The 20,699-nt window shown below is 78.1% G+C and carries 17 protein-coding genes; 7 read left to right on the forward strand and 10 right to left on the reverse strand.

Annotated features, from left to right (window positions below; all coding sequences use genetic code 11):
- Positions 1–353 precede the first annotated feature (353 nt).
- Positions 354–3,344: a sacsin N-terminal ATP-binding-like domain-containing protein gene (locus tag ACI796_RS01980; RefSeq protein WP_456939582.1), complete on the forward strand. Its 2,991-nt coding sequence runs from the start codon at positions 354–356 to the stop codon at positions 3,342–3,344.
- A gap of 164 nt (positions 3,345–3,508) precedes the next feature.
- On the opposite strand, the gene ACI796_RS01985 is transcribed toward ACI796_RS01980, so the two are convergent.
- A complete protein-coding gene (locus tag ACI796_RS01985; protein WP_456939583.1) occupies positions 3,509–3,823 on the reverse strand; it encodes a hypothetical protein in 315 nt (104 codons plus the stop codon).
- 274 nt (positions 3,824–4,097) lie between these two features.
- On the opposite strand from ACI796_RS01985, the gene ACI796_RS01990 reads away from it, so the two are divergent.
- The 3 genes from ACI796_RS01990 to ACI796_RS02000 all read left to right on the forward strand — a co-directional run bounded on the left by ACI796_RS01990 (position 4,098) and on the right by ACI796_RS02000 (position 6,696).
- A complete protein-coding gene (locus ACI796_RS01990) occupies positions 4,098–4,487 on the forward strand; it encodes an STAS domain-containing protein (RefSeq protein WP_456939584.1) in 390 nt (129 codons plus the stop codon).
- 161 nt (positions 4,488–4,648) lie between these two features.
- A complete protein-coding gene (locus ACI796_RS01995) occupies positions 4,649–5,860 on the forward strand; it encodes an acetyl-CoA C-acetyltransferase (protein WP_456939585.1) in 1,212 nt (403 codons plus the stop codon).
- A gap of 74 nt (positions 5,861–5,934) precedes the next feature.
- Positions 5,935–6,696, forward strand: coding sequence for an SDR family oxidoreductase (locus ACI796_RS02000; RefSeq protein ID WP_456939586.1), 762 nt, complete (start codon positions 5,935–5,937; stop codon positions 6,694–6,696).
- Between the two features lie 73 nt (positions 6,697–6,769).
- On the opposite strand, the gene ACI796_RS02005 is transcribed toward ACI796_RS02000, so the two are convergent.
- From ACI796_RS02005 to ACI796_RS02015, 3 genes are all read right to left on the reverse strand, one after another.
- Entirely contained in the window at positions 6,770–7,627 is an 858-nt protein-coding gene (locus ACI796_RS02005; protein ID WP_456939587.1) for a DUF1206 domain-containing protein, read from the reverse strand.
- On the reverse strand, positions 7,624–8,454 hold the full coding sequence (locus ACI796_RS02010; RefSeq protein WP_456939588.1) for a DUF1206 domain-containing protein: 831 nt from the start codon (positions 8,452–8,454) through the stop codon (positions 7,624–7,626). Before ACI796_RS02010 ends, ACI796_RS02005 begins: the two co-directional genes overlap by 4 nt.
- A 64-nt stretch (positions 8,455–8,518) precedes the next feature.
- Complete coding sequence (locus ACI796_RS02015; RefSeq protein WP_456939589.1) at positions 8,519–9,361, reverse strand: DUF1206 domain-containing protein; 843 nt, start codon at positions 9,359–9,361, stop codon at positions 8,519–8,521.
- A 108-nt stretch (positions 9,362–9,469) separates the two neighbouring features.
- Here ACI796_RS02015 and ACI796_RS02020 point away from each other — a divergent pair, with 108 nt between their 5' ends.
- Positions 9,470–10,141, forward strand: coding sequence for a hypothetical protein (locus ACI796_RS02020; protein WP_456939590.1), 672 nt, complete (start codon positions 9,470–9,472; stop codon positions 10,139–10,141).
- On the opposite strand, the gene ACI796_RS02025 is transcribed toward ACI796_RS02020, so the two are convergent.
- Positions 10,138–11,229 (reverse strand): hypothetical protein, encoded by a 1,092-nt coding sequence (locus ACI796_RS02025; protein ID WP_456939591.1) that lies wholly within the window; start codon positions 11,227–11,229, stop codon positions 10,138–10,140. The genes ACI796_RS02020 and ACI796_RS02025 overlap by 4 nt on opposite strands.
- Positions 11,230–11,325: 96 nt before the next feature.
- Between ACI796_RS02025 and ACI796_RS02030 the strand changes: the two genes are divergently transcribed.
- A complete protein-coding gene (locus ACI796_RS02030; RefSeq protein ID WP_456939592.1) occupies positions 11,326–12,948 on the forward strand; it encodes an SIR2 family protein in 1,623 nt (540 codons plus the stop codon).
- A 56-nt stretch (positions 12,949–13,004) separates the two neighbouring features.
- On the forward strand, positions 13,005–14,225 hold the full coding sequence (locus ACI796_RS02035) for a cytochrome P450 (RefSeq protein WP_456939593.1): 1,221 nt from the start codon (positions 13,005–13,007) through the stop codon (positions 14,223–14,225).
- A gap of 68 nt (positions 14,226–14,293) precedes the next feature.
- Here the strand turns inward: ACI796_RS02035 and ACI796_RS02040 are convergent, their stop codons facing one another.
- From ACI796_RS02040 to ACI796_RS02060, 5 genes are all read right to left on the reverse strand, one after another.
- Complete coding sequence (locus ACI796_RS02040; RefSeq protein ID WP_456939594.1) at positions 14,294–15,496, reverse strand: hypothetical protein; 1,203 nt, start codon at positions 15,494–15,496, stop codon at positions 14,294–14,296.
- 55 nt (positions 15,497–15,551) lie between these two features.
- On the reverse strand, positions 15,552–17,876 hold the full coding sequence (locus tag ACI796_RS02045; RefSeq protein WP_456939595.1) for a HelD family protein: 2,325 nt from the start codon (positions 17,874–17,876) through the stop codon (positions 15,552–15,554).
- A gap of 109 nt (positions 17,877–17,985) precedes the next feature.
- Complete coding sequence (locus tag ACI796_RS02050) at positions 17,986–18,723, reverse strand: alpha/beta fold hydrolase (protein WP_456939596.1); 738 nt, start codon at positions 18,721–18,723, stop codon at positions 17,986–17,988.
- 8 nt (positions 18,724–18,731) lie between these two features.
- Positions 18,732–19,457 (reverse strand): hypothetical protein, encoded by a 726-nt coding sequence (locus tag ACI796_RS02055; RefSeq protein WP_456939597.1) that lies wholly within the window; start codon positions 19,455–19,457, stop codon positions 18,732–18,734.
- A gap of 417 nt (positions 19,458–19,874) precedes the next feature.
- Entirely contained in the window at positions 19,875–20,600 is a 726-nt protein-coding gene (locus tag ACI796_RS02060) for a hemerythrin domain-containing protein (RefSeq protein WP_456939598.1), read from the reverse strand.
- Positions 20,601–20,699: the final 99 nt, after the last annotated feature.

Here is a 20,699-nt window from a genome sequence, read left to right on the forward strand (position 1 = left end):
CCCTCCGCCGCCTCCCGGCCCACCCCCCCCCGCCCCCCCCCCCCCCCCCCCCCCCCCCCCCCGCCCCCCCCCCCCCCCCCCCCCCCCCCCCCCCCCCCCCCCCCCTCGACGGTCCCGCGGACGGCGTCGGCGTCGTGGACCGGGAAGACGCCGACGACGGCGCCGCTGGCCGGGTTCGTCGACTCGAAGGTCTGGGTGGTGGCGTGCCGGTCGACCGTCCCCGCGGCGGCGTCGGTGACCGTGTCCATCTGCTCGGCGAGCGACATGTGGCGCAGGTTACCCGGCAAGTTACCGGTGCGTAGGTCCGGTCCGGGACCCGTCCGGGGAGTCCGCGCGCTGCCATGCTGGCGCCCGTGGCCGACCCCTTCGACACCGCGGGGCTGCGCCGCCGCGTGCTCGCCGCGTGGACCGACTCCCCGGCGCGCTTCCGCGAGGACGCCAACGCCGAGGAGGACCTGGTCCGCGGCGGCTACCGGGACCGGCTGCTGGTCGAGCTGGCGCAGAACGCCGCCGACGCCGCCGTGCGCGCGGGCGTGCCCGGGCGGCTGCGGCTGGAGCTGGCCACGGTGGGCGGCGGGGGAGAGGTGCTGCGCGCGGCCAACACCGGCGCCCCGCTGGACGCCGCCGGGGTCAGCGGCCTGGCGACCCTGCGGGCCTCGGCCAAGCGCGACGAGGTGCAGACGGTGGGCCGGTTCGGAGTGGGCTTCGCCGCCGTCCTCGCGGTCTCCGACGAGCCCGCCGTCCACTCGACCACCGGCGGCGTCCGGTTCAGCGCGGCGCACACCCGCGCCGCGGTGGCCGACGTCCCCGCGCTGGCCGGCGAGCTGGCCCGCCGCGACGGCGCCGTGCCGGTGCTGCGGCTGCCGTGGCCGGCCGACGGGCCCCCGCCGGACGGCTTCGCCACCGAGGTGGTCCTCCCGTTGCGCGCCGGGTCGCGGGCCGCCGTCCGCACCGCGCTCGAGGAGCTGGAGGCCGAGCTGCTTCTGGCGCTGCCGGGCCTCGCCGAGGTCGAGGTCGCCGTCGACGGTGCCGTCCGCACCCTGTCCTGCACGCGCACCCCGCCCCTGGCCCGGGTCCGCGACGGCGACCGCACCACCACCTGGCGGCTGGCGACCCGCGGCGGCGAGCTGCCCGCCGGGCTGCTGGCCGGCCGCCCGGTCGAGGAGCGCGCCCGCCGCGGCTACGACGTCACCTGGGCGGTGCCCCTCGACGACGACGGCCGGCCGGTGCCGCCGGCCGGGCGCCAGGTGGTGCACGCCCCGACCCCGAGCGACGAGCCGCTGTCGCTGCCGGTCCGGCTCGTCGCGCCGTTCCCGCTCGGCCCCGACCGCCGGCACGTGGCGCCCGGCCCGGTCACCGACGCGCTGGTCGACGTCGCCGCGGACACCTACGCCGACCTGGTCACCGGGCTCCCGGCCGACCCCGCCGTGCTCGGCCTGGTGCCCCGCATCGGGCTGGCCGCCGCCGAGCTCGACGCCGCGCTGGGCTCCGCCGTCCTCGACCGGCTGCGCGCCGCCGCCTGGCTGCCGGCCGCCGACGACTCCGGCACCCGGCAGCCGCCGGGCCGGGCCGCGGTCCTCGCCGACGAGACCGACGAGCGGGTCGCCGTCCTCGCCGGCGTCGTGCCCGGGCTGCTACCGGCGGGCTGGTCCCGGGGCGACGGTGCACCCGCGCTGGCCGCCCTCGGCGTGCGGCGGGTCGGCCCCGCGCAGGTGGTGGAGGCCGTCTCCGGGATCGGCCGGCCGGCGGACTGGTGGGCGCGGCTGTACGCCGCCCTCGACGGCGCCGACCGCGAGGAGCTGGGCGCGCTGCCGGTGCCGCTGGCCGACGGGCGGACCGCACCCGGCCCGGCCGGGGTGCTGCTGCCCGGCGAGGACCTGCCGGTGGCGCGGCTGGGCCCGCTGCACCTGCGGGTCGCCGACCCCGGCGCCGTCGCCGACCCGGCCGCCCGACGGCTGCTCGAGCGGCTGGGCGCGCGCCCGGCGACCGCCGCGGTCGTGCTCGCCGACCCGGACGTGCGGGGCGCGGTGGAGGAGTCGGTCGACGCGGTCGAGGAGGGCTTCGACGACGGCGACCCGGCGGCGCTGGCCGAGGCGGTGCTCGCGCTGGTGGCCGCCGCCGGCACCGCGCCGGGGGAGCTGCCCTGGCTGGCCGAGCTCGCGCTGCCCGACACCGAGGGCGCGTGGGCGCCGGCGGGGGAGCTGCTGCTGCCCGGCGCCCCGCTCGCCGCCGTCCTCCGCGACGGCGCGCTCGGGACGCTGGACCCGGACTTCGCCGCCGCGCACGACCCGGCCGTGCTGCGCGCGGCAGGCGTGCTCGCCGAGTTCGCGCTGGTGCGCGCGGAGGACCCCGACGACCTCGACGTCGACGCCGCCGGCGAGTGGGCCGACGCCGCCCTCGACCGCCTGCCGCCCGGCGGACCCCCGCCGGCGTGGCCGCCACTGACCGCCGTCCGGGACCTGGAGCTGGTCACCGACTGGGCCGGCGCGTTGCCGCTGCTGGCCGCCGCGCCGGAGGAGGCGTGGGCCGACGTCGTCCTCGACGGGGTCGCGGTGCCCTGCTACCTGCGCTGGTGGCTGTCCACCCACCCGGTGCTCGGCGGCCGGCGCCCCGACCGGCTGTGCGCGCCGGGCAGCCGCGAGCTGCGGGGGTTGTACGACCCGGCCGACGGGCCGGCCGCGGTGCTCGGGCGGCTGCGGCTGCCGGCCACCGTCGACGACGTCCTCGCCGACGTCGACACCGCGCTCGACCTGCTCGACCGGCTCGGCGACCCCGCGCGCGCAGTGCCGGCGCCGGTGCTGCGCACGGTCCACGCCCGGCTGGCGCGCGCGCTCGACGGTGTCGACGTCGACCCGCCGCGCCGGGTGCGGGTGGCGCCGGACCGGGTCGCCGATCCGGCGCGGGAGGCCGTCGTCGTGCTCGACGTCCCGTGGGTGCAGCCGCTGGTCGACGCGCTGCTGGTCCCGGCCGGCGGCGCGCCGGGGGCGGTGGCCGACCTGCTCGACCTGCCGCTGGCCGGCGAGCGGGTGCGCGCGGAGGTCACGAGCACCCCGGTGCGCCGGCAGCCGTGGGCGGCGGTGCCGGGGGCCGGCCTGGCCGCCGCCCGGCTGGGCGTGCCGGAGCTGACCGGCGAGGTCGCCGTCCACGAGCCGCTGCTGGCCGGCGGCCGGCCGGTGCCGTGGTGGCCCGGCGACGGCGTCGACCACGTGGACGGCAGCCCCGCCGCCCTCGGCCGGGCGCTGGCCTGGCGGGCCGGCGCCTGGCCGCTGCGGCAGGCGCTGGCCGAGGCGTTCGCCGACCCCGGCCGGGCCGCCGACCTCGCCGCCGAGGACGCGATCGGCTAGCCCGGGGGCCCGGGAGGGCGGAGGGGAGCGGGGAGCGGCAGCTCGACCCGCGGGCGTCCCGGTGGCAGGACGCGGACGTCGCGGCGAGGCGGTCGGCTCAGGAGCGCATGCGGCGACGATAGGGAGTCCCGGTCCGGCCCGTCGAGTGCTTCACCGGGGCGCGGTCACCGCTGCGGGGCGTCGTCGGCTCCGGCCGCGCGGGCGGCCTTGCGCGCCTGGTGGGCCTCCCACCGCTCGCGGTCGCGGGCACGGGAGTCCGCGGTGCGCTCCCAGCGGGCCCTGCGCCGGCGCGCGCGGAGCATCTCCCGCTCCTCGAAGGAGGAGTGCGTGTCCCAGTCCCGGGCCATGACCAGCACCAGGAGGAGCACGGCCCCGAAGATAACCAGCCCGGCGGCGACGATCACGTCCGGGATCGCGAGGAACGCCACGACCGAGACCGCCGCCCAGATCAGGCCCGCCAGCACCAGTCGCGCGTTCACGCCGTCCAGTATCCCCGCCTCCGCGGGGCGGGGGCCGTCCCCTGCGTCCCGGGTGGGGAGTCCCTGGTCACGGCCCCGCGCGCCGGGGGCGACACGCCGGTCCCGGCAGGGCGTGCACGCCGTGGCGGACCTTGCGCCCCACCCGTCCCGCGCCTACCGTCCGGGTTGCGGTTCAACATCCAGCCGTGCTCCGCCGATGTCGGACTCCGCGCCGTGGTGTGGCTCTCGAGCCGCTGTCCTCCGCACGGGCCCGCCCTCTATCGAGAGGCGCACCGTGACCACTCTCTCCTCCGGCCCTCCGGCCACCTCGGGCTCCGCCGATGACCTCCTGACCGTCGAGACCGTCTCCGTCGACGGCGCGACCCGGCTCCTGTGCACCGGCGAGGTCGACTGCGCCAGCGCGCCGCTGCTCCGCCGCGAGCTCGACGGCGCGTTCGCCTCGGGCGCGCGGGTGGTGACCGTGGACCTCGAGGCCGTGACCTTCCTCGACTCGGCCGGCCTGTCCGCGCTGGCGATCGCCCACCGCACCGCCGAGGCGCAGGGCACGCGCCTGCGGGTGCTGGTCGGCACCCGGGCCGTGGTCCGGGCGCTGCAGGTCACCGGCCTGTGGGACCTGCTGGGCGTCGAGCAGGTCCGGCCCGGCACCGGAGCCGGCGCCGCCTAGCACCCGTCGTCGTGGCACCCGTCCTCATGGCACCCGGCCTCGTGGCACCCGTCCTCGTGGCACCCGTCCTCCCGACCTGACTGCGCGCGGCCCCTCGCCGGGGAGCAGACTCGGCGGCGGTGCGGGGCCTGCCCGCCGGCCGAGTCGAGGAGGAGGACGCCGTGCGTGACGCGGTCATCTGTGAGCCGCTGCGGACCCCGGTCGGGGGCTTCGGGGGGTCGCTGCGGGACGTGCCCGTGCAGGACCTCGCCTCCACCGTCGTCAGGGCGCTCGTGGAGCGCACCGGCCTGCCGCCGGAGTCGGTCGACGACGTCGTCCTCGGCCACTGCTACCCGACCATGGAGGCGCCGGCCATCGGCCGCGTCGCCGCCCTCGACGCCGGCCTGCCGGTGACCGCGAGCGGCATCCAGGTCGACCGTCGCTGCGGCTCGGGCCTGCAGGCGGTGCTGTACGCCGCGATGCAGGTGCAGACCGGCGCCGCCGAGGTCGTGCTGGCCGGTGGCGCCGAGTCGATGAGCAACGCGCCCTTCTACTCGACCGCCATGCGCTGGGGCGTCAAGGCCGGTCCCGGCGTCCTGCTCCAGGACGGCCTGGCCCGCGGCCGCGTCACCGCCGGCGGCGTGAACCACCCGGTGCCCGGCGGCATGCTCGAGACCGCGGAGAACCTGCGCCGCGAGTACTCGATCGGCCGCGAGGAGCAGGACGAGTACTCCGTCCGCAGCCACCGGCGCGCCGCCGCCGCCACCGAGGAGGGCCGGTTCGCCGACGAGATCGTCCCGGTGACGGTGAAGGGCCGGAAGGGCGACACCGTCGTCGACCGCGACGAGCACATCCGCCCCGACTCGACCGTCGAGACCCTCGCGAAGCTCCGCCCGATCATGGGCAGGGACGACCCCGAGGCCACCGTCACCGCCGGCAACGCCAGCGGCCAGAACGACGGCGCCGCGGTCTGCGTCGTCACCTCGCCGGAGAAGGCCGCCGAGCACGGCCTGCGCCCGCTGGCGCGCGTCGTGTCCTGGGCGGTGGCCGGCGTCCCGCCGCGGACCATGGGCATCGGCCCGGTCCCGGCGACGGCGAAGGCACTGGACCTCGCCGGCCTCAAGCTCTCCGACATCGACCTCATCGAGCTCAACGAGGCCTTCGCCAGCCAGGTGCTGGCGGTGACCCGGGAGTGGGGCTTCACCGAGTCCGACTTCGACCGGATGAACGTCAACGGCTCGGGCATCTCCCTGGGCCACCCGGTCGGCGCCACCGGCGGGCGGATCCTCGCGACGCTGACCCGCGAGATGGACCGCCGCGGCGCCCGCTACGGCCTGGAGACGATGTGCATCGGCGGCGGGCAGGGTCTGGCCGCCGTCCTCGAGCGCGTGTGACACCTCGCCCGGCGTGTCCGGGGGCTGCCCGGCATGATCGGCCGGCAGCCCCCGACCCCGAGGAGAACCTCCCCATGAGCGAGTCCCCCGCCCGCGCCGCGATCGTCACGGGCGCCGCCCGCGGCATCGGTGCGGCCACCGCGGTGCGCCTGGCCGCCGACGGCTTCGCCGTCGCGGTGCTCGACCTCGACGAGTCCTCCACCGCCGGCACCGTCCAGGCGATCGAGGCCGCGGGCGGGCGCGCGCTGGGGGTGGGGGCCGACGTCGGCGACGCCGAGCAGGTGCAGGCCGCCGTCGACCGGATCGCCGCCGAGCTCGGCCCGCCGGTCGTGCTGGTCAACAACGCGGGCGTCACCCGCGACAACATGCTGTTCAAGATGACCGACGCCGACTGGGACGTGGTCATGCACGTCCACCTGCGCGGCTCGTTCCTCATGACCCGCGCCTGCCAGAAGCACATGGTCGAGGCGCAGTGGGGCCGGGTGGTCAACCTGTCCTCGACCTCCGCGCTGGGCAACCGCGGCCAGGCCAACTACGCCACCGCCAAGGCCGGGCTGCAGGGCTTCACCAAGACCCTCGCCCTCGAGCTGGGCAAGTTCGGCGTCACCGCCAACGCGATCGCCCCGGGGTTCATCCAGACCGAGATGACGAAGGCGACCGCCGAGCGGATCGGCCGGGACTGGGAGGAGTACGTGGCCGAGCGCGCCGCGGCGATCCCGGTGGCCCGCGCCGGCGTGCCCGAGGACATCGCGCACACCGTGTCGTTCTTCGTCAGCGAGGGCGCGGGCTTCGTCTCCGGCCAGGTGGTCTACGTCGCCGGCGGCCCCCGCACCTGACGGAGGACCCCCGTGCCCCCCACGCCTCGCACGCGCAGGCGGAGGGCCCCTGCACGGGAGCCGTTCCAGCACGTCACCGCGACGGGTCGCGGTCGGGGTAGCGGGCTCGGGCCAGGGCGTAGACGCCGAACGCCGCGAACCCGGCCGCGACGACGGTGAGCAGCCACGGTCCCGCGCCGGTCCGGCCGATCGTGGTCATCGCGCCGTCCAGGCCGGTGGCGGTGGAGACGTCGGCCGTCGTCGCCGCGCGCCACAGCAGCACCCCGACGACGCCGAACGCCGCGCCCTTCGCCACGTACCCGACCCGCCCGACGGCCTCGATCACCGGCTCCCACCGGTCGGGCGCGGCGGGCAGGTCGACGTCCTTCATGAAGCCGCCGGTGGCCCCGCGCCACAGCGAGTACAGCCCGACGGCGACGACGCCGGTGGCCGCGACCGCCACCGCGACCGCGCCGCCGGGCACCTCGAGGGTCTCGCCGGTCAGCTCGCGCAGCCGCTCGTCGGCCTCGTACTCGGCGCCGACGCCGAACAGCAGCGCGGTGACCCCGAGGACGGCGTACACGAACGCCTTGGCCAGGCACTTGGCGCAGACGACGGCGGTGCGGGTGCGGTGCGCGCGGTCGAGCAGGCCGCGCCACCACAGCAGCACCTCGCCGGCCTGCCAGAGCGCCAGCGCCAGCAGACCCAGGCCGATCGCCCACAGCAGCACCGATCCGCCGGGGGTGGCCGCGACCGTCTCCAGCGCCCCGGTCTGGTCGGCGTCGGTGCCGGCCGCGCCGCGGGAGAGCCGCCAGGTCAGCCAGCCGATGAGCAGGTGGACCACCCCGTAGGCGACCAGCCCGACGCGGGCGGCGGCCGCCAGGACAGGGTGGTCGGTGACCTCCCGGGCGGCCGCGACCGCCCGGTGCACGCGGGAGAGCGGCCCCGTCACGTCCGCTCGGGGTAGCGGGCCCGGACGAAGCAGAAGACGCCGAACGCGGCGATGCCCACGGCCACCAGGGTCAGCAGGGCCTTCCCGAACGGGGCCTCGAGGATGGTGCGCATCGCGCCGTCGAGGCCCGAGACCTTCGCCGGGTCGACGGTGACCGCCGCGTAGACCAGCAGCCCGCCGACGACGCCGAACGCCACGCCCTTGGCGGGATAGCCGACCTGGCCGAGCCGGGTGACCGTGCGGCGGGCGGCCGGCGGCGCCGAGGTGAGGTCGATCTCGTCGACGAAGCTCTTCTTCACGCCCTTGACCACCTGGTGGATGCCGATGCCGATGACCACCAGGCCGGCCACGCCGACCAGCCAGCGGCCACCGGGCCAGCCGAAGACGCCGGCCGCGGCCTGCTGCTGCTGGGCCGCGCTCGACTGGCCCGCGCCGGCGGCGAACCGGAAGGCGGCCACCGCCAGCACCGCGTAGACGACCGCCTTGGCCAGCGCCTTGACCGACTTCGTGACCGCCCTCTTGCGCAGCTCGCCCGACGCCGACCAGCCGTACCGCCAGCGCAGCACCTCGGCGGCCTGCCACAGCGCGAGCGCCACCAGCCCGATGCCGAGCACCCACAGCAGCGGCTTCCCGACCGGCGTCTCGGCGAGGGTGCCGAGCGCGCCGGACTGGTCGGCCGGCTGGTCGCCGCCGCCCCAGGCCAGCTGCAGCGCCAGCCACGCCACGAGCAGGTGGACGACGCCGTACGCGACCAGCCCCACGCGGGCCAGGTTCTCGAGGGCGTCGCTCCTGCCCGACGTCCCTGACGCCGTCCCCGTCCCGGCCATGGCCGCCCTCCTCCGTCCGCTCCTGTGCGGCGTCAGCGTGGCACGGGGACGGCCGCCGCGCCGGTCAGCCGACCGGGTGCCGCGCCCGGGCCAGCAGGTAGACGGCGAAGGAGGCCAGCCCGGTGGCGACGACGACCAGCAGCCACCGGCCGTAGGGCTCCCCGGCGACGGCGCGCAGCGCACCGTCGAGACCGGTGGCGCGCGCCGGGTCGAAGGTCGCCGCGGCCCAGCCGACGATGCCGCCGACGAGGACCAGCGCCACGCCCTTGAGCACGAAGCCGACCTGGGCGGAGCGGTGGGTGAGCCGACACAGCGCCGGGGCGACGGTGCGGAGGTCGATCTCGCCGAGGAAGTCCGACCGCAGGCCCTTGCGCACGTGGTAGAGCCCGATGCCGACGACGGCCGCCGCGACGCCCACCACCAGCTCCTGCCCGGCCGGCCACGACAGCACGCCCCGCACCGCCTCGCGGTCCTCGGCCGGCTCGTGGACCAGGCCCAGGGCCTGCCGGACCGCGGCCACCGCCAGGTAGCCGTAGAACACCGCCGTCCCCACGGTCTTGACCACCTGCACCAGCGCCGCGCGGCGCTCGCGGCCCGGCGGCGGCAGCCGGTGGTGGTGGCGCAGCACCTCGACCGCCTGCCACAGGCACAGGCCGGCCAGCGCGCCGGCCAGCACCCACAGCAGCACGTTGCCCAGCGGGGTGGCGGCGAGCAGGGCGAGCGCGCCGGCGGAGTCGGTCGACTCGGCGGGGGTGACCAGCCCCGGCGTCCCGAAGCCCAGCTGCAGGGCCAGCCAGGCGACCAGCAGGTGGATGAGGGCGTACCCGACCAGCCCGGCGCGGGCGACGTGCTCGAGCAGGCGGCTGCGGGCAGCGCGCTGCGGCGCCCGGACCCCGCCCTCGGTCACGCCGCCCCCGTCGTCCTCGCCCGTGCGCCTGCTCGCGCGGGACCCCGAGCGTCGCACGCACCGGGCCGCCGCGCTGGGTCCGGCGGCCGATGCGGGACACTGGGCGTCGTGGTCAACGCGACGACGGCACGCACGACGACGGCACGCACGAAGACGGCACGCACGAAGGCGGGCACCGCTCCCCTCCGCACCGAGCGGGACGCCGCCCGCCGCGCCTGGCCGCTGCGCGCCGCCGTCGGCGTCGTGCTCGTCGTCCTCGCGGTGCTCGCCGTCGTGACCGGGGAGCTCGGCGCCCGGCTGCTGCTCGGCGGGCTGGGCGTCCTCGCCGCCGCCCGCGGCGCCGGGCTGCTGCGCGCGGGATCGGTCCCGGCCGGGGCGGCCGCCGTCGCCGGTGGGGTCGCCGCGGTCGCGGTCGCCGTCGTCTCCGCCGCCGCGACCGGCTGGGTGCTGCTCGCCGGCGTCCCGCTGACGCTGCTGGCCGGCTCGGCCGTCGCGCTCGCCCGCGGGGGCGCCGCCCGCCGCGGCGGCGCTGCGCTGCTGGTGTGGACGGTGCTGGTCGGCGCGCTGCTCGCCGGCACGCTCGCCGTCCAGGGGGCCGGCCGCGCCGCCGACGTCGCCACGGTGGTCGCCGCCCTGGCCGCGGGCCTGGCGGCGGTGCCGCTGCTGGTCGCCGCGGCGGGACTGCGCGCGGTCGCGAACGCCCCGGCGCCGGCCCGCCCGGCCGGGTGCGGGGGCTGCGCCTGCTCGGCCGGCGGCTGCGGCGTCCCGCAGGCGGGCTAGCGCTCCACCCGCCACACCGTCGCCCGGTCGCAGGTGGTGACGGCGACCAGCGCGCCGTCGGCACCCACCCCGAGGCCGTCGGCGGTCCCGTCGGCGCACAGCTCCACCCGGCCGGTCACCGAGCCGTCGGGGTCGACGCGGGTGAGCGCGACCCGGTCGTGCAGCACCCACAGCTCCCCGTCGACGACGGCCAGCGCGGCCGGCGCGGCGTCGACGACCGCCAGCCGCACGGGCGCGTCCGCGCCGGGGGCCAGCGCGACCAGCGCCGCCGGGCCGGACCCCTCCGGCGCCACGACGGTGTACGCCGTCCCGTCCGGGCCGACCGCCAGACCGGTCACGCCGGACTCCTCCTCGCCGGGCAGCAGCACCACCGGCTCGCCCACCGCGGCGAGGTTCGCGCCGAGGCGGACCAGCACCGCGACCGAGGGCCCGCGCCCCTCGCGCGGCACGGACGCCGACACGACCACCCCGCCGTCGGGCGTCGGTGCGAGCGCGTCGACGGCGAACCGGCCCGCGCCCTCGGCGAGACCGGCCAGCGGCAGCTCGGCGGTGCCGGTCACCGCGCCGGTCGCCGGGTCGACGCGGAGCACGACCGGCACGCCGTCGGCCCGCTGCACCCCGACCAGCAGGCCGCCGTCGGGGGTCGCCGCGGCCACCGTGCCGATGGCGTCCGCGGGGAAGGGCGCGACCGGGGTGGTGGCGGTGACCCGCCCGCCGCCCGGGTCCACCGCGGCCACCGCGTAGCCCGACGGGAACTCCCCGGCGACGAGCGTCCCGCCGCCGGTGGCGAGCACGACGTCGGCCCGCGTGTCGTCGGGCAGCGGTACCTCGCCGGGGACCTCCCCGGAGGTGGGGTCGACGACGGTCAGCCCGGCGCCCCCGTAGGGGTCGGCGACCAGCAGCAGCACCTCCTCGCCGGCGACCGTCACGCCGCTGACCAGCCCGCCGGTGCTGCCGGTGGAGACGGTCGACGTGAGCACCGTCAGCGGGGCCGCGCCGGTGGCGGAGCCGGGGACGGTCGTCGTGCAGGCGGTCAGCGCGGCGGCCAGGGCGAGCGGCGCGGCGGCGGTCAGGAGGCGGCTGGGCACGGGACCACCGTGGGGGTGCCCGCTCGCGCCGGGCTTGGGCGCGACTTGCACCCGGTCCCGTTCCGTCGCGGCGGTGCCGTGGGTAGGGGAGCGGGCGTGAGTGGACACGTCTTCGTCGTGGGTGCCGACCTCACCCGCCTGTCCTGCGACGACGTCCTCGTGCCCACCGGCCGGACGCTGCGCGTCGGCGCCAGCTGGCGGGCGCTGCTGCCCGACGACCTGGTGCGCGACGAGGACGCCGACGGCGTGTGCGTCGACCTGGCGTGGCGCGGCGACGAGCGGGTGCTCGAGGTCCCCGGCACCGGGCCGCGGCGGGCCTGGCTGCTCGACACCGTCGACGACTGCGGCCGCGGGCTGGGCTGGCTGCTCGACGGCGCCCGCGAGGCGCTGGCCGCCGTCGCCCGCCGCGAGGTGACCGAGCCGGTGCACGGCCGGGCGCGGCGGCTGGTCGGGCTGCCGGCGCTGGGCACCGGCTGGGGCGGGGCCGCCGGGCGGCGCGGGGACCTGCTGCAGCAGCTGCTGCCGGTGCTGCGCGAGGCCGCCGACGAGCACGGCTTCGACGTCGCGCTGGTGCTGCGCGGGCCCAGCGACCTCGCCGCCGCCCAGCGGGTGCGCCGCGGCGACGACGCCGGCTGGGACCTGCCCGAGCCGCTGAGGGCGCTGGCCGAGCAGCTGGGGGAGCGCGCCCGCCGCGGCCAGCTGGCGCTGTTCATCGGCGCCGGGGTCAGCGCCGCCGCCGGCCTGCCGACGTGGGAGGAGCTGCTCGGGGAGCTGGCCGCCCGCTCGGGCCTCGACGACGACCTGCGCGAGGGGCTGTCCCGGCTGCCCCCGCAGGACGCCGCGGCGCTGCTCGCCCGGGAGCTCGGCCGCGACGAGCTCGAGCGGTTCGTGCAGGAGCGCTTCGGCCCCGGGCCGTACGCGCTGGCGCACGCGCTGATCGCCGACCTGCCGGTGCAGGAGTTCGTGACCACCAACTACGACCCGCTGGTCGAGCTCGCCGCCGCCGACATGGGCCGGGAGCTGTCGGTGCTGCCCTACGACGAGCCCCGGCCCGGCCGGCCGTGGCTGCTCAAGCTGCACGGCGACGCCGCGCACCCGGCCGGCGTCGTCCTGACCCGCGAGGAGTACCTGCAGCTCGGCGACTCCCGCGCCGCGCTCTCCGGCGTCCTGCACTCGCTGCTGCTCACCCGGCACGTGCTGTTCGTGGGCACCTCGATGCTCGACGACGACCTGATCCGCATCGCCCACCAGGTGCGCAGCGCGGTGCAGGTGCCCGGGCGCGAGCCGCGCCGCCGCTCCGGCACGGTGCTCGCGCTGCGCGAGGACGCCGCCCGCAGCCGGCTGTGGGAGCAGGACGTCGAGACCGTGGCGATGGGCGGGCCGGACGCCTCCCCGGCCGAGGCCGCGCGCCGGCTGGAGGTGCTGCTGGACCTGCTCGGCTGCCTGTCCACGCCGCCCACCGGGTACCTGCTCGACCCGGCCTACCGCGGGATGCTCTCGGACGAGGAGCGGGTGCTGGCCGAGGCGCTGCAGCCGGTCGCCGAGCGCCTGCCGGAGGGAGCGTCGACACCGTCGGCGGCGGGGGAGGTGGCCGCGCTGCTGCGCCGGCTGGGCGCCGGGCGGTCGGCCGGCGCGCGCGACGGGTCCGGCGACGACCGCCCCGTCGACGAGGCCACCGACGCCCGCGACGACCGGCTGCAGCAGCAGCGCCCGGGCTGAGGCCGGCCCCACCCGGCCGAGGTTGACCCGCCCTCGTCCGGGGAACCGCGGGACCCATGCGCCTGGAGAACTCCCTCGCCCTGCTCACCAAGGGCTACGCCTGGCTGCCCGACCTGCGCCGCGACTCCGGCCGGCACGCCGTCGGGACGCGGCTGGGTGGCCTGCCCGCGGTCGGCGTCGAGGGCCCGGAGGCGGCGCGGTTCCTCTACGACGAGGACCACGTGCACCGCGCGCACGCCATCCCCGAGCCGGTGCAGGGCACGCTGTTCGGCAAGGGCGCGGTGCACACCCTCGACGGCGAGGCGCACCGGGTGCGCAAGGCGATGTTCGTCCAGGTGCTCATGGACCCCGCCGCGGTCGAGGCGCTCACCGAGCGGGCCGCCGCCGCCTGGGACGACGCCGCCCGCCAATGGGCCGCCCGCCCGGAGTTCGTGCTGTTCGACGAGTCGGCGCGGGTGATCGCCGGCGGGGTCACCCGGTGGGCCGGCATCACGGTCACCGACGCCGAGGTGCCCGCGCTGGCCCGCGACCTGCTGGCGATGGTCGACGGCTTCGCCACCGGTGGGCCGCGGCACTGGCGCGCGCGGCGGGCCCGTGGCCGGCGCGAGGAGTGGCTCGCGGGGATCGTCCAGCGGGTCCGGTCCGGGGAGCTGGTGGTGCCGCCGGGGTCGGTGCTGCAGGTCGTGGCCGCGCACCGGGACGCCGACGGCGGGCTGCTCGACCCGCGGGTGGCCGCCGTCGAGTTGCTCAACGTCATCCGCCCGACCACCGCCGTCGCCTGGTTCCTGGCCTTCTCCGGGCACGCGCTCGCCACCTGGCCCGACTACCGCGGCAAGCTGGCCGCCGCCGACGCCCCCTTCGCCGAGGCGTGGGCGCACGAGGTGCGGCGCTTCTACCCCTTCGCGCCGTTCATCGGCGGCCGGGCGCCGCAGCGGTTGGAGTTCGCCGGGCAGACGATCCCGAGGAACGCGATGGTGCTGCTCGACCTCTACGGGCAGAACCACGACCCGGACCTGTGGGAGGAGCCCTACGCCTTCCGCCCCGAGCGGTTCCTCGACCGGGAGATCGGCGAGTTCGACCTGGTGCCCCAGGGCGGCGGCGACCCGCGCACCAACCACCGCTGCCCCGGCGAGCGGATCACGGTCGCGTTGCTCGCCGCGCTGGCGCCCCGGCTCGCCCGGCTGCGGGCGGACTTCGCCCCCGGCCAGGACCTGAGCATCTCGCTGCGCCGCATCCCCGCTCTGCCGGCCAGCCGCGTGGTGATGCAGTCCCACTGACCCGTTCCACGCGCGCTCGTGCTCTGCCCCGCACGTGGAGGCAGAGCACGAGCGTCCGCGGAGCAGGGTCAGCGGGGGTCGAGCCACCAGAGCACGGCCTCGCCGTCGCACCGCGCGGTCACCGCGATCCGGCCGTCGTCGCCGGCGTGGAGGTACCCGGCCTGGTCGTCGCACAGGCCGAGCGGCGCCCCGACCCCACCGGTGGTCAGGTCGACGGCGACCACCGACGCCGCGGCCGACTCCTGCTGCAGCGTCAGCCACAGCGCCGTCCCGTCGAACGCGGCGTCGGTGACCGGCGTGCCGCGGAAGGCGCCGTCGGCGGTGAGCACCGTGGGCTCCGTCGCGCCCACCGCGACGGCCACCACGTGCTCGCGGTCGGTGCGGTCGGCGTCGGCACCGCGGACGACCGCGTACGCGGTCCCGTCGCCGGTGACGACCACGTCCTCGACGACGGCGCGGACGAAGCCGGGCGCGAGGTCGACCGGTGCGCTCCGCGGCAGGAGGTCCGGCGTCAGGGCCAGCAGCAGGCTGCGGGCCGGTGCCCACGTGTCGGGCCCCAGGGTCTCCGCCACCAGGACCACGCGGGAGCCGTCGGGGGAGACCGCGACCGCCCCGACCTCCGCGGAGGTGGGCTCGACCCCGTCGATGGCGAGGTCGACGTCGGCCGAGGTCAGGACCGAGCCCGTGGCCGGGTCCACGGCGAGCAGCAGCGGGGGGCCGCCGCTGCGGGACACGGCCACGTACAGCACGCCGTCGGGGCCCACGGCCGCGGCCGAGCCGGTGAGCAGCACGTCCGCGGGCACGGCGACCGGGAGGGTGGCGGTGATCGTCCCGGTCGCCGGGTCGACGACCTGCAGCGCGTAGCCGACCGGTCCCGTGCCCGGCCACACCAGCCCGGCCACCACGGCCGCACCACCGGAGCCGAACGCGGCGTCCGGGTGGGAGCCGGGCGCGAGCTCCGTCGTCGCCTGCACCGTCGTGCCGTCCGGGCCGACGACGGCGAGCGCGGCGCCCGGCGCGGTGTCGTCCACGGCGGCGTCGACACCGGCGAGCAGGACCAGCGTGGTGCCGTCCGGACCGGCGGAGACCGCGTGGGCGTCGGTGTGGTCCCCGGCCGGACCGCTGCCGGGGACGGACACGGTGGTCCGCGCGGCCTCCGTCGCCGGCGCGGCGGACCAGGGCGCGGCCGCTGGAGCCGGGGAGCAGGCGGCCGTCGCGAGCAGCACGGCGGGGAGCAGGGCGGACACGGTCAGCAGACGGGAGCGGGACACGCCGTCCACCCTCCGGACGGCGCTTGCGCCCCACTGCGCCCGCGGTTGGACCCCGCTAGGCCGCCGCGGGCGCCAGCCGGCCGAGCACCGCGGGCAGCGGGCCGGGGGAGAGCACGGTCAGCCGCTGGGTGGCGCGGGTGAGGGCGACGTAGAGGTCGTTGAGCCCGCGCACGCCCTCGTCGAGCACGCCCTGCGGGTCGGCGACCACCACCGAGTCGAACTCCAGGCCCTTGGCCTCGCCCGGGGTCAGCACCACCGGCCCCAGCGAGGAGTCCGCGCCCGGCCCGGACTGCACGTCCGGCCGCAGCTCCCCGAGCGCGGCGACGACGGCGGCCACCCGGCTCGGCGGCACGAGCACGGCCGTCGTCCCCTCCCGGCCGGCGAGGTCCGCGGCCACCGCGGCGACCCGCCCGGCCAGCGCGGACTCCCCGGTGACCTCGGCGGCCGGCGGCGGGCCGCCGGTGCGCACCGACCGCGGCGGCCGCAGCCCGGTGCCGGTCGCGGCCAGCACGTCGGCGGCCACCGCCATCACCTCGGCCGGGGTGCGGTAGTTGACGGTCAGCTCCTCCAGCCGGAACGCGTCCCCGACGTGCGGGCGGAGGACGGCGTCCCACCGCTGCGCGCCGCCCAGGCTGCCGGTCTGCGCGACGTCGCCGACGACGGTCATCGACCGGGTGGGGCAGCGGCGCACCAGCAGCCGCCAGGCCATGGGGGAGAGCTCCTGCGCCTCGTCGACGACGACGTGCCCGAAGGTCCACGTGCGGTCCGCGGCGGCCCGCTCGGCGGTGGTGCGCAGGTCCAGCTCGCGCTGCCGGTCGGCGAGGTCCTCGGCCGACAGCAGGTCGCCGGCGCTGAGCACCTCGGCCTCCAGGTGCTCGTCCTCCAGGTCCACCGACCGGGAGCCGTGCAGCACGTCGAGGGTCTCCTGGGCCCGCTGCAGCGCGCGGCGGCGGTCCCGGTCGGCGCGGGCGCGCTGCGCGCTGTCGTCGAACCCGAGCAGCTCCTCGGCCTCCTCCAGCAGGGGGACGTCGGCGGTGGTCCACTCGCTGCCGCGCGGGCGGTGCAGCAGCGCGCGGTCGGCGTCGGACCAGCCGACGGTGGCCGCGGCGATCCGCCCCGGGTCGGCGAACAGGTCGGTGAGCAGCCGCTCGGGGGTGAGCACCGGCCACAGCTCGGCCAGCAGCGACCGCACGCCCGGGTCCTTGCTCACCTCACGGCGCAGCGCGGCGACGTCCTCCCGGTCGAGCAGGCCCGCGCCGCCGTCCACGTCCCGGCCGAGCCGGTCGGCGTAGCGCTTGGTCAGCGTGTCGACGACGCGCCGGACGAACACCGGCCGGGCCAGGTTGTGCAGCGGGTCGGCCCTGCGGGCCGCGTTCTGCGCGCGGGTGACGTCGATCGGCCGCAGCCGCAGCCGGAACCCGTCGACCTCGACCTCCCGCGGCGCGGCGGGCACCACCTGACGGTCGGCGATCGCGGCGCGCAGCACGTCGACCATCTCCAGCCGGCCCTTGACCGCCGCGGTCTCCGGCGACTCCTCGCCGCGGGCGTCCAGTCCCGGGCGCAGCTGCCCCAGCCCGGCCAGCAGCACGCCGGTCTCGCCGAGGGAGGGCAGCACGTCGGCGATGTAGCGCAGGAAGGTCGGCGTCGGGCCGACGACGAGCAGGCCGCGGCGGGCCAGCCGCTCGCGGTGCGTGTAGAGCAGGTAGGCCGCCCGGTGCAGCGCGACCGCGGTCTTGCCGGTGCCCGGCCCGCCCTGGACGACGAGCACGCCCGCGGCGTCGCTGCGAATCACCCGGTCCTGCTCGGCCTGGATGGTGCGGACGATGTCGGTCATCCGCCCGGTGCGCGAGGCGTCGAGCGCGGCCAGCAGCGCGGTCTCGCCGGTCAGGCCCGAGCCCATGACGCCGTCGGTGAGCACCTCGTCGTCGAGGCGGACGACGGTGCGCCCGCGGGTGCGGATGTGCCGGCGGCGCACGATGCCCAGCGGCTGCACCGGCGTCGCGACGTAGAACGGCCGGGCCGCGGGGGCCCGCCAGTCGACCAGCGCCGGGTCCTGCGCCGGGTCGTCGCCGGGCAGGCCGATCCGGCCGACGTAGAGGGCGCCGCCGTCGTCGGCGCGGTCGATGCGGCCGACCACCAGCCCGGCCTCGGCGGCGTCGAGCGCGACCACCCGCTCGCCGTGGAAGCGGACGGTGGCGTCGCGCTCCTGCAGCGTCTGCGGGTCGACCGCCGGCCAGGTGATCGCCTGCCGCCAGCGGGTGCTGGCCAGCTCGCGGGCGGCGTCGAGCCGGCGGTACAGGTCGGTGACGTACACCTGCTCGAGGGCCACCTCGGTGTCGAGGCCTGGGTCGGGGGCGACGTCGGACGGGCTCGCCGGCAATGCACTTCCCTCTGCTAGAATGGTCGGCAATCTCTCTTCGGTGCCATTCCGCGCGCCATTCCTGACGCGCGCGGCAATCGACCATCCTGCGCCTTTCACCCCCTCGCTGTCATCTCCCGCCCGCGTGTCGGGGCGAGGTCTGCGCCACGAGGGCGTCCGCCAGCTCGACGGGCCGGCTCAGCGCGCAGAGGTGCCCGCCGGGGACCTCGTCGACCTCCAGCCCCAGCCGCTCGCGGGCCACCCGCCGCTGCAGCGCGACCGGGAAGAAGCGGTCCTCCGCGCCGGCGAGCACCCGCGTGGGCACGTCGGGCCAGGCGGCCAGCGGCCACGGCTCGCCGAACGGGGTCCCCGACTGGTCGCCGGCGTGCCCGGCCCCGGCCGCCCACACCTCGGGCGGCACGTCGTGGGAGAAGTCGGTCTGGACGTCGTCGTCCACGGGCCGGCCCTGCGCGCGGGCACACACCGCCCGGGCCTCCGCCTGCCCGACGGCGTCCCACCACTCCCCGCCGGTTTCGCCGGGCCGCGGCACCATCGCGTTGAGCAGGACCAGCAGCCGCACCGGCCGGCGGGCCGCCACCAGCGGCGCGGTGAGCCCGCCCATGGACTGCCCGACCACCACGGCGTCCCCGTCCGCGGACCGGGCGTCGAGCGCGGCCGTCGTCACGTCGGCGTACCGCTCGAGTCCGGCGGTGTCGTCGTCGGCGGGCAGGTCGACGGCGACCGCCCGGTGCCCCCGGCGTTCGAGCTCGGGGACCAGGCGGTGCCAGTACCACGCGTGTCCGCCGGCGCCGGGGACGAGGAGGAAGACGGCCACCTCCTCGGGACCGGCGCCGGGCGCCGGACTCATCGGCCGGCTCAGAGGAGGCCGGCCAGCTCCTGCAGCGCGGTGGCGACGGTGTCGCCGGTCCACTCGTGCGCCGTGTCGTCGGCGGCGGTGTCGTCGGCGGCGGTGTCCCCGGCGGCGGTGAACGTCCCGCCGGCCGCCGGGCTGATCCCGCTGTCGTCCCGGTCGGAGGTCAGGCCGTAGCCGTACTCGACCGACAGCTCCCAGTAGGTCCAGCCGTCGGCCTCGGCGAAGACGTAGGTCACCGTCGCGTAGGCGTAGGAGGTCGGGGCCATCGGCTCGGACCAGTCGGCGTACCCGTCGTCGTCGACGTCGTAGGCGGCGGCGTCCACGTACCCGTCGTGGTCGGAGTCGGCGCCCCACACGTCGGGCAGGCCGTTGCCGGTGGTGTCGACGCCGACCTCCTCGACGTAGCCGTCCTCGTCGCCGTCGAAGGCGAAGGTGTCGGCCCAGCCGTCGAGGTCGGTGTCGAGGGCGACCTGCTCGACGTAGCCGTCCTCGTCCCAGTCGACCGCCCAGGTGTCCTCGTACCAGTCGCCGCTGTCGTCGAAGGCGTAGAGGTCGACGTAGCCGTTGGCGTCGGTGTCGTAGGCATTGTAGGCGACGGAACCGGCCGACGCGGTGCCGGCGGTGGCGAGCACGGCGGCGAACGCGGTCGCGGGGACGGCGGTGCGCAGCAGGGTGCGGGCGGCGCGGGTGCGGGTCAGAGCAGTGCGGGTCACGGCAGTACGGGTCACGGCAGTGCCTCCTCGGTCGTCGAGCCGCTGTCCGGCTCGCTGCGAGGACGCTCCCGCGCGCCGCATGGACGGGACTGGACGCCGACTGGAGCCCCGGCTTGCACCCGCGTACCAGTGCGCTGCCAGTGCCCCGTGGCGGGATGGGTGGGGAGTCAGGGGAGACCGTGTCGTCCCGCAACCCGCAGGACACCTGCCCGACATCCCGGCTGCCTACCGTCGGGGGCTCCCGGACGACAGGGGAGAACACCATGTCCACGACCACCACCGAGCGCCCCACCGAGCGGGCGTCCTGGACCTGCCCGAACTGCCACGGCGAGACCACCACGGCCAAGAAGCGCTGCCGGGACTGTGGCACGTCGCGCTTCTGACCCCTCCGGGAGCGGGCTCGTCGTCGCGCCCGCTCCCTCGGCCCGGCCTTCAGTGCGAGGGCGGGGCACCCCGCAGCCGGACCACCGCCGCGCGGTAGCGCGCCCGCCCGGCCAGCCGCCAGACCAGCCGGGTCCCCCGGCCCAGCCCCGCCAGCAGCCGCGCCTGCTCCGCCGGTGAGGCGTCCTCCAGGGCCAGCCCCAGCACCGTCAGCCGCTCGCGGCCCGACAGCGCCGGCCGCGCGGCGTGCACGATCGCCGTCCACTCCCGCGCCGGCAGGTGCGCCTCCAGCAGCGGCACCAGCTCCCGCTCCTCGGCCGCCGTCTGCGCGTCCACGACGGCCGCGAGGTCCAGGCAGGCCAGCGCGAAGGCGTCCCGGGCCGGCGGCGTGCCGGCGACCGCCCACTGCCGGGCGGCGGTGGACAGGTCGCGCAGCCGGTTGTCGACGGCGGCGCAGCGGGTGGTCCACGCGGCGACCCGCGCCCGGCCCGACCCGGCGACGGCGGCCGGCAGCGTGCGCTCCAGGGCCGGCCACAGCAGCTCTCGCTCCATCGCGTGGTGGCCCAGCAGCACCCGGCCGACCAGGTCGGCGTGCCGGGTGAGCGCCGCGGGGCGCGCGGCGTCGCCGGGCGGCGCCCAGGTCGCCAGCTCGGCGAGGGTCCGCAGCTCCCGGCGGACCAGCCGGTGCAGGACGCGCTGGGAGTCCCCGGCCCGGGTCGCGGCGGACATCTCCGCGGCGGGTGCGGGGGGACGCAGGGAGGTCGGGACGGCGGTCACGGGGCACCTCCGGTGCAGCTCAGGAGGGAGGGACCGGACCGGGTCTCGTCCGGGACGGGGGCAGGGTAGGAGCCCGCCGGCCGGGGGGACAGGGGTCCG

This window comes from Geodermatophilus sp. SYSU D00525 (assembly GCF_054050475.1).